Annotated in this window: 7 protein-coding genes and 1 pseudogene; all 8 read right to left on the minus strand. The window is 74.5% G+C overall.

Annotated features, from left to right (window positions below; genetic code table 11):
• Positions 1-65: 65 nt before the first annotated feature.
• Positions 66-1121: a GSCFA domain-containing protein gene (locus H9L41_RS14380; RefSeq protein ID WP_028446235.1), complete on the minus strand. Its 1056-nt coding sequence runs from the start codon at positions 1119-1121 to the stop codon at positions 66-68.
• Positions 1118-1903: a thioesterase II family protein gene (locus H9L41_RS14385; RefSeq protein ID WP_051319011.1), complete on the minus strand. Its 786-nt coding sequence runs from the start codon at positions 1901-1903 to the stop codon at positions 1118-1120. The genes H9L41_RS14380 and H9L41_RS14385 overlap by 4 nt, the downstream gene beginning before the upstream one ends.
• Before the next feature lie 65 nt (positions 1904-1968).
• Positions 1969-2694 (minus strand): 4'-phosphopantetheinyl transferase family protein, encoded by a 726-nt coding sequence (locus H9L41_RS14390; RefSeq protein WP_051319010.1) that lies wholly within the window; start codon positions 2692-2694, stop codon positions 1969-1971.
• Positions 2691-3584, minus strand: a complete 894-nt coding sequence (locus tag H9L41_RS14395; protein ID WP_051319009.1) for a sterol desaturase family protein — start codon at positions 3582-3584, stop codon at positions 2691-2693. Before H9L41_RS14395 ends, H9L41_RS14390 begins: the two co-directional genes overlap by 4 nt.
• A gap of 525 nt (positions 3585-4109) precedes the next feature.
• Positions 4110-9467 (minus strand): SDR family NAD(P)-dependent oxidoreductase, encoded by a 5358-nt coding sequence (locus H9L41_RS24880; protein ID WP_265583785.1) that lies wholly within the window; start codon positions 9465-9467, stop codon positions 4110-4112.
• A gap of 98 nt (positions 9468-9565) precedes the next feature.
• A pseudogene (locus H9L41_RS24885) lies at positions 9566-10192 on the minus strand (AMP-binding protein); the annotation flags it as partial.
• The gene (locus H9L41_RS24890) at positions 10159-13416 is read right to left on the minus strand and encodes an amino acid adenylation domain-containing protein (protein WP_265583786.1); all 3258 of its coding nucleotides are present in this window, start codon (positions 13414-13416) and stop codon (positions 10159-10161) included. The gene H9L41_RS24890 and the pseudogene H9L41_RS24885, both read right to left, overlap by 34 nt.
• Positions 13416-14420, minus strand: coding sequence for a thioesterase domain-containing protein (locus H9L41_RS26215; protein ID WP_373282121.1), 1005 nt, complete (start codon positions 14418-14420; stop codon positions 13416-13418). Before H9L41_RS26215 ends, H9L41_RS24890 begins: the two co-directional genes overlap by 1 nt.
• Positions 14421-14429 lie beyond the last annotated feature (9 nt).

Below are 14429 nucleotides of genomic sequence, written 5' to 3' on the forward strand. Positions count from 1 at the left end.
GCCCTCCGCGCCGAGCCCGGCGCGCCGGGGCGCGGCCGGCGGCCGGATCGCCCGGCGGCCGCGCGCTAGCGCGGGTTGTAGTAGTCGAGCACGGCGTCTTCACAGAAGAAATCCTCTCCGGCAAAAGTCTTCCTGGGTGGGCGGGCGGCCGGCGCGGGCGGCGGCGCGGCCGGCTGGCGTTCGAGCCCGGCGAAGAACTGGCGCATGACGAAGGCGACGCCGTGCGGCGCCACGCTGCGCAGGTTGGGCTCGAAGAAGGCGCCCTTGAACGGGTGGGCGGTGATGATCTCGTAGGACGGGAAGTAGTCGACCTCGGCGCGTTCCTGCGCCAGTTGGCCGGCCACCGCGCGCAGCACCGATTTCGAATGGCTGGTCGCCACCAGCGCATGCTGGCCCGAGGCGGTGGCGGTCAACGGCACCGGCGAGACCGTCAGCAGCACGCGGATCTGCGGGTTGGCCGCGCGCAGCAGGTCGATCGCGGCCGACAGGTCGCGGTGGATCTCGGCGAAGGCGTAGTTGTGGAACAGGTGCCGCGCAGCATCGAACTCGCCGTGCACCGTGCCCGGGCAGACCGGGTAGACCACGCTGCCGTCGCGCTCCAGCCAGGCTTCGGTCAGGCCCAGCGTGAAGACGAAGCAGCGCGCCTCGGCGACCGCCCGGCGGATCGCCTGCAAGGTCGCCTCGCGCGCGGCCAGCAGCGCCTCGGCCGAGTCGTAGCCGGCCGGCTCGATCGCCGGGCGGAACGGGTCGTAGTGGCGGCCGCCCTCGCACCAGGTGCCGGCCGGCGGCGCGGCGTGGCCGTAGGCCCAGGCCAGCCATTGCCGCAGCATCGCGGCGGTGTAGATGTTGCCGCTGCGGAACGAGAACACGCCGTAGTGGCCAGCCTCGCGCTCGGCCTCGCCCAGCCCGGCCGGCGCCGGCTCGGCGTCGAGCCAGCGCATGCCGCGTTCGGCCAGCGCGCGGCCGATGTGACGGGCGAAGCAGGAGCCGGCGGTGACGATGGCGTCGTCCGCCGCCAGAGCGAACTTGGGCGTCCACAGCTCGTCGATAGCGAGCATGTCCTTGTCGGCCACGGCGGTGCGCCAGAAGGCGCGCGGCGGCAGGTCCTGGTAGGGGTTCATGGCATGACCTCGGTCTGGAGCGCGGCCGGCCGCCGCTCGGCGCCGGCCAGCGCCGCCGCGAGACTGGCGGTGATGGCGGCCTGGTGCGGGTAGATGAAGAAATGGTCGCCGTCGAAGCGCTCGCGCTGCAGCGGCAGGCTGCTCTCGCGCGCCCAGCCGGCGGCGCGCGCGTCCTCGACGTAGGGGTCGGCGTCGCCGGTCAAGAGCGTGAACGGCAGGTCCAGCGGCGGCTCGGCGCGGTAGGCGTAGCGCTCGGCCAGGCAGAAGTCGGCGCGCAGGCCGGGCAGCAGCAGCGCCATCATCTCGGCGTCGTCGAGCAGCTCGGCAGGCGTGCCGTTGTAGCCGCGCAGCGCCGCCACCAGCTCGGCATCGGGCAGATCGTGCAGCCGCCGCTTGACCGAGCGGGTCTGCGGCCCCTCGGCGCCCGACACCCACAGCCGGGCCGGGCCGGGCAAGCCCTGCCGCCGCAGCGCGCGCGCCACTTCGAAGGCCACCAGCGCGCCCAGGCTGTGGCCGAAGAAGGCGAAGGGCTTGTCGAGCCGGCCGCGCAGCACCTGCGCCAGCGTCGCCACCAAGAGGTCCATGTCGCGCAGCGGCGGCTCGAACAGCCGGGCGCTGCGGCCGGGCAGCAGCGCCACGTGCAGCTCGACCTCGGCGCCGAGCGCCTGCTGCCAGGGCAGGAAGGCCGCCGGATTGCCACCGGCGAAGGGGAAACAGAACAGCCGCACGGCGCCTTCGGCCGCGCGCGGCGGGCGGCAGAACCAGGTATCCGCAATATCCAATTGAACCTCGTCTGATGCTGCGGACGGCCTGTCCGTCCACAGCGGAATCGTTGTCGATGATGACTTCACGGAACAGTCGCCATGGCGTGCTGCGGCAGGGCCAGCAGGGTCAGGCACTGGTTGCCGTCGAAGCGGTAGGCCACCCGGTAGCGGGCGTCGGGCAGCGTGGCCGGGCGATGGTCCGGCAGCAGCGCCAGCTCCAGTTCGCCCGCGCCGATCGCCAGCAGGCGCGCGTCGTGGAATTCCAGGATGCGGCGGCCATGCGGGTAGACCGCCTTGTACAGCGTCTCCTTGGCCGAGAAGGCCAGCGTCAGGAAGCGCGCCTGCGGCCAGCCGGCCGGCCGCAGCGCGGTTTCGTCCGCTTGCAGCAGCATCGGTTCCAGCTGGGCGGCGGTGGCCGGGTCGAGTTCGGTCTCGATGTCGACGCCGAGCGCACGGTAGTCGTCGCCGCGCGCCACCACCGCCAGCGCCCGGCCCTGGGCATGGCTGATGCTGCCGACGAAGCCGGCCGGCCAGCCGGGGCTGCGGTCGGGCTGCACCGCCACCTGTTCCGCCGCGGCGAAGCGGCGCAGCGCCCGCGCGGCGCACCAGCGGCCGGCCAGGTATTCGGCCTGGCGCTTGGGCACCGCGCGCTGCAGATCGGCCGGCAGCGCCAGCCAGGTGCCGTCCGGCGCGCGCAGCGCCGTCTCGCCGGCCAGGCCGGCCGCATCGTAGGCGAAGCCGCAGCGCACCATGCACAGGTCGGGCAGCGCGAAATCGGGCGCCGACGCGTCGGCGGTCAGCGCGATCATGCCGAGCGCGCCCCGTCGGCCACCGCCTCGCCCTCGGCCGCGGCGGCCGGCTCGGCGGCGGGCGGGACGTGCGCCGCAGCGGTGCGGCGCCGCCACGGCATGTAGACCTGCAGCAGGATGTTGCGCGACGGCGCCTCGCCGGCCACTCCGGTGGCCGGCCATTCGCCCGGCAGCGGCTGGCGCAGCGTGCCGAACAGCCAGTCGTAGAACGGGAAGAACTGGGCGTAGTTGCGGTTGTGGTAGGCCTCGGACACGCCGTGGTGCAGCCGATGCTGCTGCGGCCCGACCACCAGCCAGCCGAGCCGGCCGAGCTCCAGCCGGATATTGGCGTGCGAGAAGAAGAACCAGACCCAGAACAGCGCGATCGAGCCGGCATAGGGCAGCAGGCCGCCGCCGCAGACCAGGTAGGTCGGGAAGTGGGCCATGACGGTGCCGGCCACGCCGGCGCCGAGGCTGTGCCGCACCGAGGTCGAGGCGTCCATCGCGTCGTCGTCGTGATGGACGCGGTGGAACAGCCACAGCACGGGGATCTCGTGCTGGGCGCGGTGCGACCAGTAGTGGAAGAAGTCGTACACCACGGCGTAGACCGCGGTGGCCAGCAGCATGCCGGCCCAGCCCTGGTGCTGCCAGTCGGGCAGCAGCCAGCCGATCAGGCCGTGCTCGGGCATGCGCGCCTCGATCGGGTCGAGCACCAGGCCGACCACGGCGAGGCCCATGAAATTGAGGCCGAACACCATCAGGTTGTAGCCGCGGTGCTTGAGGCCGCCGCCGCGGCCGGCGCCGCGCCAGTATTCCGCCAGGCCGAAGGCGGCCACCACCGCGCCGGCGATGGCCATCAGTTGCAGGATGCCGAGCAGCGTTTCGGCGATCTGCTTGCCGATTTCGAGCATGTTCTTTCCTCCTCTTTCGATTGCGAATCACATCGAATGCGTGTTGGTGCTGGTGTTGCTCGGTCCGTCTCCCAGATATGGGAGAGGGCTAAAGACAGCTGCTCCGAGCGCCGCTTTCCTTCCTTCTCCCGTGCACGGGAGAAGGTGGCCCGGAGGGCCGGATGAGGGCTGTTCTTCGTAGAACCAACCCTTACCCCACCCCTCTCCCGCGCGCGGGAGAGGGGCTTTACGCCAGTGCTGCCAATGACGAGCACTCCATCCTGAACCGTCGCTCCCTCACCCTGCCCTCTCCCGGGGGAGAGGGTGGGACGGTGAAGCGTCGCGGTCGATCGTCATGCCTGGCGTTGCAAAACCTTTCCGCTGCATCAAACCGCAGCCCTGTCAGCCTGCCCTGTCGTCCCCTCTCCCACCGGGAGAGGGCTAGGGTGAGGGAGCGCCCGTCGAGCACGGCACTGCGGCACGAACACGGTCGCCCTTCCTCCACCGATATTCAGCACGCCCCACCTCCCTATCCGTCTGCCCCCATCAACACGCCGCCTGCACCGACACCGACGCGCTATCGATGAACCCCGCCACCGCCGCCGCATGCGGCGGCCTGACCAAGCCGTAATGCGTGGTATCGACGCCGTGCCAGCTGGCCAGCTGCGCCAGGTGCTTCTGCCAGCGCTGCCGCTGCGCCTCGGGCGAGCCCAGCGGCGCCGGCAGGCCGGCCACCGGCTCGCGCGCGATCCAGACGTGGCTGGCGGTATGCGCCAACCGCGGCAGTTCGTAGCGCGCCATGCTGGCCAGGTTGGCCAGGCAGCAGCGCGTCAGCCCCTCGCGGTAGCGCGCCGCCTCGGCGCCGCCGTCCTCGCCGGCACGCTGGCCCAGCTCGTGGGCGAACACCGCCTCGACCTCGGCCGCCGTGTAGTCCTGGAAGCGCGGGCCGGAGCCGGGCGGCGGCGGATCGAGCAGGTAGAGCGCGGCCGCCGCCGTGCCGGCGGTCTCGGCCTCGGCCGCCATCGCCAGCGCCACCCAGGCGCCGAACGACCAGCCGGCCAGGTGCCATTGCCAGTCGGCCGGCGCGAAGCGCTGCCGCAGCGCGGCATGATAGAGCCGCGCGCGCTCCTCCAGCGGCCAGGCCGGCAGCCCGGCCTGGCGCAACGCCGGATCGGCGATCAGGCAGACCGTCCAGCGCGGATCGAGCCGCGCCACCAGCGCGCGGTAGGCCTGGATGTCGCCGCCGACCGGGTGCACCAGGCACAGCAGATCGCTGCCGCTGCCCTGCTGCCAGATCTCCAGCGAGACCGCCGGGGCGCCGGCCGCCGGAGCGCCGGCCGCCGGGACGCCGGCCGCCGCTTTCTCAACCGCGGGGGCCGCCGGCGCCAGCAGCGCCAGCACCTCGGCCAGGCTGGCCTTGTGGCTCAGCTGCGACAGCGCGATCTCGACGCCGAAGCGCTGTTGCACCTCGCCGATCAGGTCCAGCAGCGTCAGCGAATCGGCGCCGAGGTCGTACAGCGAGGCGTCCGGATCGAGCCGTTCCAGCCCCAGCCAACGGCACAGGCATTGCGCCAGCTGCTGCCCGGCCGAATCCGCCGGGGCCGCTTCGGCCGGCGGCGCATCCGGCCGGGCCGGCGGCGCGTAGAAGGCCGGCGCCTGGTCGATGGCCGTGGTCGACACCAGCAGTTGCGGCAGTTGCAGTCGCAGCGCCTGGGCGAACACCCGCCGGCCCTCCGCCACCGACAAACCGACCGCCAGGTGGGCCTGGTGCTGTTTGTCGGACTGCAGCGCCTGCCGCGCCATGCCGACTTCGCGCCAGATGTCCCAGTCGATGCCGATCCGCTGCGTGGTCTCGGCCGATCCGGCGCGGTACTGGGCGAAGCCGTCGAGCAGGCCGTTGGCCGCGGCGTAGTCGAGCTGGCCGACGCCGCCGAACAGCGCCGCCATCGACGAGCAGTAGACCGCCCAGCCCGGCCGGTAGCGCGCGATCAGGCCCTCGACCAGCAAGGCGCCGTGCAACTTGGCGCGCACGCCCTGCCCCATCGCGGCGGCGTCGCGGCGGGCGATCAGGCTGCCGGCCGCCACGCCTGCGGCATGCACCACGCCGTCGAGCCGGTCGGTGATTTCGGCGATACGGGCCAGCGCCTGGTCCAGCGGCATCGCGGCCAGGTCCAGTTCCAGCAGCGCGATGCGGTCGGCCCAGCGGGCCAGCGATTCGGGCAGGCCGGCCCGCCGCGCCAGCAGGATCACGCGTTCGGCGCCGCGCTCCAGCAGCTCGGCGGCGAGGCTGGCGCCGATGCCGCCGGTGCCGCCGAGCACCAGGTGGACGCCGGCCGCGGCAATGGCCGGCGCGGCGACGGCCGGCGCGGCGACCGGCAAATGCGCGGCCTGCCACAGGTAGCCGTGGCGCAAGGCCAGCCGCTGCGGCAGCGCGGCGGCGTCCGCCTCGGCCAGCAGCGCCGCCAGCGCGGGCAGCCAGCCGGCCCAGTCGCCGCCGGGCAGGTCCAGCCAGTGGCTGGCGATCGCGCATTCCTGCTGCGCCAGCGAGGCTGCGCCGGCCAGCAAGCCCGGTTCAGGCCGCGCCACGACGCCATCGACCGGCTGGGCCTGGCTCGACAGCCACCAGATCCGCAGCGCGCGAGCCGCCGGCGTGGCCGCCACCGCCTGCAGCAGCGCCGCGGCGGTGTCGACGCAGGCCCACTGCGCCTGCGCCAGCGCGGCCTCGCCGACCGCGCCGTCGATGCTCAGCGGCAGCGCGTGCAGCCAATCCGCGCCGGCCTCGCCCACCTCCAGCGCGGCCCACAGCCGGCGCAGCGACTCGGCGTCGGCCGGGTCCACCGTGTAGCGGTCGTCGGCCAGCCGGGCGAAGCCCTGGCCGGCGATCACCTGTACCAGCCGGCCGCCGGCCGCCAACGATTGCAGCGGCGCCGGCGCCAGGGGCTGCGCCAGCAGCGCCACCACCAGCCGCGGCGAAGGCGCGGCGGACCGCTGCGGCGCCCGGCGCAGGCGCGTCCATTGCGGCTGGTACAGCCAGCGCTCGGCCACCTGCCGCAGCGGCCAGTCCGGGTCGGCGGTCTCGGCGGCGGGCGCGGCGACGCCGGCCGCTGCGGCAACGGCCGCCGCAGGCGCGGCGCGCTCGAAGTCGTAATCGGCCAGCGCGAACGCCGGCGGCGGGAAATCCCACGGCGCCTGGGCCGGCCCGGCCGGCCAGTCCAGCGCGCGGCCGGCCAGCCAGGCGGCGACCAGCGCCTCGGGCTGCAACGCTTCGGCCGACTCGGCCGGCGCCTCGGCAGGCTCGACCGGCTTGCCCTGCGCGCCGCGCAACCAGGCGACCGCCGCCGCCGCATCGCGGCACACCGCCGCCATGCGCCAGCGCCGCGGCGGCCGGCCGGCCTGCAGGTGGCGCAGCACCTGACCATAGGCGGCCGGCTGCGCGGCGAGGAAATCGGCGATGCGGCCGGCGTCGAGCCGCAGCGCCGCTTCGCTGCTGGCCGACAGCAACAGGCAGGGCGGCGCCGCCACGGCCGGCGAAGCGGCCGGCTCGGCCTGCGCCAGCAGCAGATGGGCATTGGTGCCGCCGATGCCGAAGCTGCTGACCGCGGCGACGCGGCGGCGGCCGGCCGGCCACGGCTGGGCGGCGGTCGGGACGTAGAACGGCGCCAGCTCGCCGATGCGCGGGTTGGGCCGGCCGAAATCGACGTTGGGCGGAATGCGGCCGTGATGCACCGCCAGCGCGGCGCGCACCAGGCCGACCACCCCGGCGGCGGCGCCCAGGTGGCCGATCTGGCTCTTGACCGAGGCCAGCGCGCAGTGCGGCTCGCTCACGGCGTCGGCCGCCGCCGACTCGTCCAGGTAGGCCTGGCGCAGCGCGCCGACCTCGACCGGATCGCCGAGCTGGGTGCCGGTGCCGTGCGCCTCGACGTAGCCGACGTCGGCGCCGGCGAGGCCGCCGCGCCGCAGCGCTGCGCGGATCGCCTCGCGCTGGCCGGCCAGCGAGGGCGCGGTGTAGCTGAGCTTGCCGGCGCCGTCGTTGTTGAGCGCCGAGCCGGCCACCAGCGCATAGACCGTGTCGCCGTCGCGCCGCGCCAGCCGCAGCGGCTTGAGCACCACCACGCCGGCGCCGCTGCCGCCGATGGTGCCGCTGGCGTCGTCGCTGAACGGCCGGCAGTGGCCGTCCCTGGAGAAGATGTGCTGCGGCCGGTAGCGGTAGCCGCCGGCCAGGTACGGGTCGACCAGCACGCCGGCCGCCAGCATCGCCTCGGCATCGCCCTGGCGCAGCATGCCGGCCGCCACGTGCACCGCGATCAGCGAGCTGGCGCAGGCGGCCTGCACCGTCAGCGCCGGGCCGCGCAGGTCGAGGTGGTAGGCCGCCTTGGTGGCGAGGAAATCCTTGTCGTGGTGCAGCGCGAGCTGGAAGCCGTCGGGCAGCCGCGCCGGATCGGCCTCGCGCAGCATGGCCTGGAAATAGGTGTTCTCGCCGCAGCTGGCGACCAGGCCGATGCGACGGCCGCCGGCGTCGGTGATGCCGGCATGGGCCAGCGCCTGCACGCAGCTCATCAGCAGCTGGCGCTGCTGCGGGTCCATCAGCCGCGCCTCCTGCCGGCTGATGCCGAAGTGCTCGGGATCGAAGGCCAGCATGCCGGCCATCTGGCTGCGCGCGCCGACCAGGCCTTCGGCGGCGTCGAAATGGACGATGCCGCGGCCGCCGGCCAGCACCATCTCCCAGAACGCCGCCAGGTCGGCCGCGCCGGGCAGGTTGACGGCCATGCCGACGATGGCGATCGGCTCGTCCGGGCCGGGTTCGCCGGCGACGGCCGGATCGCCGGTCGTGGCGGTAGCGGCGCGCGCCGCATCGGCCGCCTGGGCGGCCGGCCGTTCCGTCAGGAAGCGCGCCAGCCGGCGGATGCTGACGTGCTCGAACAGGTCGGCGATCGCCAGCGACAATCCCAGCTCCGCGGTGCAGCGCAGGTGGAAGCGCATCAGGCCGAGGCTGCCGGCGCCGGCGTCGAAGAAGCTCTGCTCCGGCGCCACCGGCTTGCCGACCACCGCCTCGAACAGCGCGGCCAGCCGCGCCTCCAGCGCCGACATGGCCGGCGCGGCGGCGGCCGGCGGCCGCAATTCCTCGCCCGGCGCCTGCAGCACCGCGCGGCGGTCGAGCTTGCCGCTGGCGGTGCGCGGCATCTGCGCCAGCAGGCGGAAGCGGGCGATGCGCACATAGGCCGGCAGCAGCGGCGCCAGGTGGGCCTGCAGCGCCTCGCTCGACACGGCCGCGCCGTCGCGGCATTGCAGGCAGGCGACCAGCTGCTCGCCGTCCTTGGCCACCACCGCGTTGACCACCGCCGGGTGCAGCAGCAGCGCGGCCTCGACCTGGCCCAGTTCGAGCCGGTGGCCGCTGAGCTTGACTTGCTGGTCGTCGCGGCCGAGGTAGTGCAGCTGGCCGTCGCGGTCGAAGCAGGCGCGGTCGCCGGTGCGGTAGAAGGTGTGCGACTGGCCGCCGGCGTCGGCCAGCTCGACGAAGCGCGCCGCGTTCAGCGCCGCGTCGCCGAGATAGCACGGCGCCGCCATCGGCCCGCCGGCCAGCAGGTGGCCGGGGCAGCCGGGCGGCAGCGGCAGGTCGGCCTCGTCCACCACCCGCAGCCAGGCGTTGGCGATCGGCCGGCCGATCGAGGGGCGGGCCGGCCAGTGCGCCGGATCGCCGGCCAGGCACAGGCTGCTGACCACGTGGGTCTCGGTCGGACCGTAGTGGTTGAACAGCCGCGCGCCGGCCAGGCCGCCGAACCAGCGGCGGATGGCGTCGGTGCACAGCAGTTGCTCGCCGGCGGTGACCACCTCGCGCAGCCCGGCCGGGAAGCGGCCCAGGCTGGCGCCCTGCTCGGCCAGCAATTGCAGCGCCACGTAGGGCATGAAGACGCGCTCGATGCCGGCCGCGTCCAGATGGTCGAGCAGCGCCGGCAGGTCGTGGCGGCCGCCGGCGGCAGCAGGTGCAGGCAGCCGCCGCCGCACAGCGTGCCGAAGATCTCCTGGAACGACACGTCGAACGACAGCATCGAGAACTGCAGCGTGGCCGCGCGCGCGGCCAGGCCGCCGTCCTCGCGCTGCCATTGCAGCAGGTTGCACAGCGTGCGGTCGGGCACCTGCACGCCCTTGGGCCGGCCGGTCGAGCCGGAGGTGAACAGCGTGTACAGCGGCCGCTGCCGCGGTCGCGCCGGCCGCGCCGGCACGGCGGCCGGCGAATCCGCCAGCGCCACCGCGTGGCGGGCGAAGCGGCCGCCGTCGAGCGCGTCGAGCGCCGCCGTATCGCCCGGCGGCACCAGGATGCAGGCCGGCTCGACCTGGTCGAGGATCTGCCGCAGCAGCGCCGGCGGGTAGGACGGGTCGAGCGGCACGATGGTCAGGTCGAGCCGCGCCAGTGCCAGCAGCGCCGCCACGTGCTCGGGCGAGGGCTCGAAGTAGAGCGCGACATGGCGCGGCGTCGCATCGTCCGGCGCCGGGCCGAGCCGCGCCAGCAGCCCGGCCGCCAGCGCCGCGGCGTGGGCGTCGAGCTCGGCATAGCTCAGCCGGCGCTCGCCCCAGGCCAGCGCCGGCGCGTCGGGCGTCAGCCTGGCCTGGTGGCCGAACCAGTCGGCCACCGTGTCGAATGCCAGCGGCGCCGGCAGGCCGCGGCCCGGCTCGGCCAGGCTGCGGCGGTACGGCGCCGCCAGCTCGGCCAGGCTGATCGCGCGGCCCTCGGCCAGCGCATCCAGCCCCTGGCGGAACAGCGCGGCCATCGCCTCGACCTCGGCGGTCTCGAAATGGCTGCCGGCGTATTCCCAGATGCAGTCCAGCCCGGCCTCGCTCTCGACCACCGACAGCGCCAGCGGGCACTTGGCCTCGGCCGGCGCCAGCCACTGCACCCGGCTGCGGCAGCCGAGGTCGAGCGCGGCGAAATCGGTGTTCTCCAGCACGAACAGGAAGTCGAACAGCGCCCCTCGCCGCGGAAGGCCTCGCCCTGGTCGGCCAGCACGTCGGCCAGCGCCACGTCCTGGCCGGCCAGCACCGTCTGCGCGACGGCGCCGTGGCGCAGCAGCAGGCTGCGCAAGTCGTCGCGCGGCGCCAGCTGCAGCGGCAGCAGCACGGTGTTGGCGAACATGCCGACGCTGGCGTCGAAGGCCTGCAGCGGCCGGTTGGCCACCGGGCTGGCGATGCGCGGCTGGATGCGGCCGGTCACGCCGTAGAGGCTCCAGGCGAACACCGCCAGCAGCAGCTGGAAGCGCGTCAGCCCCAGCTCGGCGCCGAGCCGGTCGAGCGCGGCACGGCGCACCACGTCGAGCGAGGCGTGCAGCAGCTGGGCATCGCCGCGCCTCGGCTGCCGCAGCGACGGCTGCCGCAGCAACGGCTGCCGCAGCGACGGCTGCCGCAGCGCTTGCAAGGGCGCGGCGATCTCTGGCTGTCCGGCGTAGAAGGCGCGCAGCGCCTCGCGCTGGGCGCGGTAGGCCGGCTCGGCCGCCCAGGCGGCCTGCCAGCCGGCGTAGTCGAGCGGGGTCGGCGCCGGCACGGCCGGCGGCAGCGGCTGCCCGGCGCGCGCCGCGGCGTAGTGGGCCGACAGCTCGCCCAGCAGCACGTTGAGCGACCAGCCGTCGAGCGCGATGTGGTGCAGGTGCAGGAGCAGCACCGCGCGACCGGCCGGCAGCGCCAGCCACCAGGCCTGCAGCATGCGCGGCACGGCCAGGTCGAACGGCGTGGCGCCGACATGGCGGGCGAAGGCGCGCCAGCCGGCCTCGTCGTCGAAGGCGCGGGCCGGCTCGAAGCGGCACGGGTCGTAGGGCTCGGCCACCTGCTGGCGCAGGCCGTCGGCGCCGGCGACGAAGCCGGTGCGCAGCGCCGGGTGGTCGGCCACCAGCCGGCACAGTGCCTGCCGCAGCGCGGCCGGATCGATCTCGCCCTCGAGCGCGAAGGCCAGCGCGACGTTATAGGCGCACGATTGCGGCGCCTGCTGTTGCAGCAGCCACAGCCGCTGCTGTTCCGAGGTCGCGGGCGCCGAAGTCGCGCCGCTCGGCGCCGCCAGCGCCGGGTAGGGCGAGGCTGCCTGGCTGCGGCCGACCTCGATGGTGGCCGCCAGCTGCTCGAAGGTCTGCTGCAGGATCGCCGCCTGCGGCAGCTCGCTGCCCCAGCGCCGGCGCACCTCGAAGCGCAGCCGCAATGCCTTGAGCGAATCGCCGCCGTTGCCGATCCAGTTGTCGCCCAGCCGCAGGCCGCCGATGCCGAGCACCTGGCCGGCCAGGTCCAGCACCTCGCGCTGCCAGGCGCTGGCGGCCGGCGCGCGGCTGTCGGCGCGGCGCCAGTGCAGGTCGCGCCGGGCCAGCAGCGCGGCCTGGTCGACCTTGCCGTTGGCGTTCAGCGGCAGCGCCTCGACCAGGTAGACCCAGTGCGGCCGCATGTACGGCGGCAGGCTGGCCGCCAGGTGGCGGTCGAAATCCTCGAACGACAGGTCGGCCTGCAGCACCAGATAGGCCAAGAGCTCGTGGCTGCCGAGCGCCTCGTCGCGGCGGGTGCAGACATAGGCCTGCCGCACCGCCGGATGGTCGAGGATGCGCCGCTCCAGCTCGCCCGGCTCGATGCGGAAGCCGCGCACCTTGACCTGGCGGTCGGCGCGGCCGACGTATTCGATCGCGCCGGCGGCGTTGCGGCGCACCAGGTCGCCGCTGCGGTAGTAGCGGCCGTGGCCGCCGTCGAGCCAGCCGAGCCGGACGAACCGGTGCGCGGTCTCGTCGGGCAGGTTGCGGTAGCCGGCCGCCAGGCCCTCGCCGCCGAGGTAGAGCTCGGCCACCTCGTCCTGCGCCGCCAGCCGCGCGCCGTCGACCACCAGGATCGCGGCGGTGGCCGCCAGCGGCTGGCCGATCGGCACCACGGCGCCGTCGAAATCGGGCGGGATCGGATGGCACAGCGCGAAGGTGGTGGTCTCGGTCGGGCCGTAGACGTTGTAGAGCCGGGTCGCGCCGGACCGCTCGCGCTGCAGCCAGCGGCGGATCAGCGGCGCATTGAGCTGTTCGCCGCCGATCAGCAGCTGGCGCACGCCGTCGAAGCAGGCCGGCGCGCGGTCGACGATGGCGTTGAACAGCGCCACCGTCATGAACAGCGTGTCGATGCCTTCCTCGGCCAGCCGGACGGCCAGCCGCGCCGGGTCCTGCACCTCGTCGTCGGCGAACGCCACGCAGCAGCCGCCGGTCAGCAGCGGCACCCAGACCTCGAAGCTCAGCGCGTCGAAAGCCGGGTTGGACAGGCAGGCGAAGCGCCCGGCCAGCTCGAGGTCGATATAGCCGGGCCGCGCCAGCCGCAGGATGCCGGCGTCGCGCACCTCGACGCCCTTGGGCCGGCCGGTGGTGCCCGAGGTGTAGAACAGGAAGCTGCAGGCCGGCGCGGGCGGCGGCCCGATCGGTTCGGCGGCTTCGGCGGCGGCCGGCGGGGCCAGCAGCGCAGTCACGTCGAGCGGCAGCACGCCTTCGGGCGCGTCGAGGGCCTCGCCGCCGTGGATCAGCGCCACGCTGGCCGAATCGGCCAGCATGTGGCGCTGCCGCACGGGCGGGCTCTGCCGGTCCAGCGGCACCACGACTGCGCCGAGCCGGAGGATGCCGAGCATGGCGCAGACCAGCGCGCGGCCGCGCGGCAGGCAGACCGCCACCGCCAGGCCCGGCTGCACGCCGTGGCGGCGCAGCCGCCGGGCGACGGCGGTAGCGGCGGCGTCGAGCTCGGCGTAGCTGAGCGTGTGGCCGGCCTCGGCCACGGCCGGCGCGGCCGGCGTGCGGCGGATCTGGGCGGCGACCGCCTCGGCCAGGCTGGCGGGCGTCGCGTCGTGGAGCGGGGACGGGGTTTGCATCATGCCTCCTGCGCCAATGCCGCTACGGCCTGCCGCTGTGGCGCTACCGCGTGTAGCGCGGGGGCGCACAGCGCAGGGGCGTGCGGCGCAGAGAAGCGCGCCAGCTCGCGCTGCAGCAAGGCGGACACCCGCAGCACCTCGGCCGTTTCCAGCATTTCCCAGTGGTCGCCGTGCACCAGCTTGACCAGGAACTGGCCGCCGGCCGCGCGGCGGCGCCAGAACGCGCGCGCGTCGCGCCAGAACGCCTTGTCGCGGCCGCCCATGGCCTGCACCAGCACCAGCCGGGCGGCGGACGGCGGCGTCAGGTAGTCGCGCATCGACAGCCGGTTGTGGTTGTAGATATGGAAGTAGCTGTCGATCTGGCGGTCCTCGATGCCGGGGAACATGCCGTTGAACTTGACCAGCTTGTGGCGGAACTCGGCCATCTCGACCGGCATGATCGCGGCGCGGTCGGCCGGGTCGTCCAGGCCCTGGGTGTCGAGCAGCACCACGCTCAGCTCGGTGTGGCCAGCCTGCGCCAGCCGGCGGCCCATCTCGTAGGCCACCAGGCCGCCGTACGAAAGGCCGGTGAGGATCAGCGGCCCGCCGAGCAGCGGCTCGATCAGCGCCAGGTAGGCCTCGGCCATCGCCTCGACCGTCGGCAGCGCCGTCTCGCCCGGGTTCACGCCGGGCGACTGGACGCCGTAGACGCCGCAGGCCTCGGGCAGCGCCTTGGCCAGCGACAGGTAGCAGAAGGCGGTGCCGCCGGCCGGGTGGATGCAGACCACGCGCTGGCGGCCGTCGCCGGGACGGAACTCGATCAGGTTGCTCGGCGGCAGGCCCGAGGCGCCCTGCCGCAGCCGGCCGCCGAGCGCCTCGATGGTCGGGTTGAGCAGGATGTCGCGGATCGGCAGCGCCTGGCCGAAGGCGTCGCGGATCGCATGCGCCAGCTTGATCGCCGAGATCGAGGTGCCGCCGATGTCGAAGAAGCTGTCGCGGATGCCGATGTCGGCCTGCAGCAGCACCCGCTTCCA

Origin of the sequence: Chitinimonas koreensis (assembly GCF_014353015.1) — a bacterium.
Lineage (GTDB): Bacteria > Pseudomonadota > Gammaproteobacteria > Burkholderiales > Chitinimonadaceae > Chitinimonas > Chitinimonas koreensis.

Coding starts and splice junctions, on each gene's coding strand:
- H9L41_RS14380 (WP_028446235.1), bottom strand. CDS start 1,121: ATGAACCCCTACCAGGACCTGCCGCCGCGCGCCTTCTGGCGCACCGCC.
- H9L41_RS14390 (WP_051319010.1), bottom strand. CDS start 2,694: ATGATCGCGCTGACCGCCGACGCGTCGGCGCCCGATTTCGCGCTGCCC.
- H9L41_RS14395 (WP_051319009.1), bottom strand. CDS start 3,584: ATGCTCGAAATCGGCAAGCAGATCGCCGAAACGCTGCTCGGCATCCTG.
- H9L41_RS24880 (WP_265583785.1), bottom strand. CDS start 9,467: ATGCCCTACGTGGCGCTGCAATTGCTGGCCGAGCAGGGCGCCAGCCTG.
- H9L41_RS24890 (WP_265583786.1), bottom strand. CDS start 13,416: ATGCAAACCCCGTCCCCGCTCCACGACGCGACGCCCGCCAGCCTGGCC.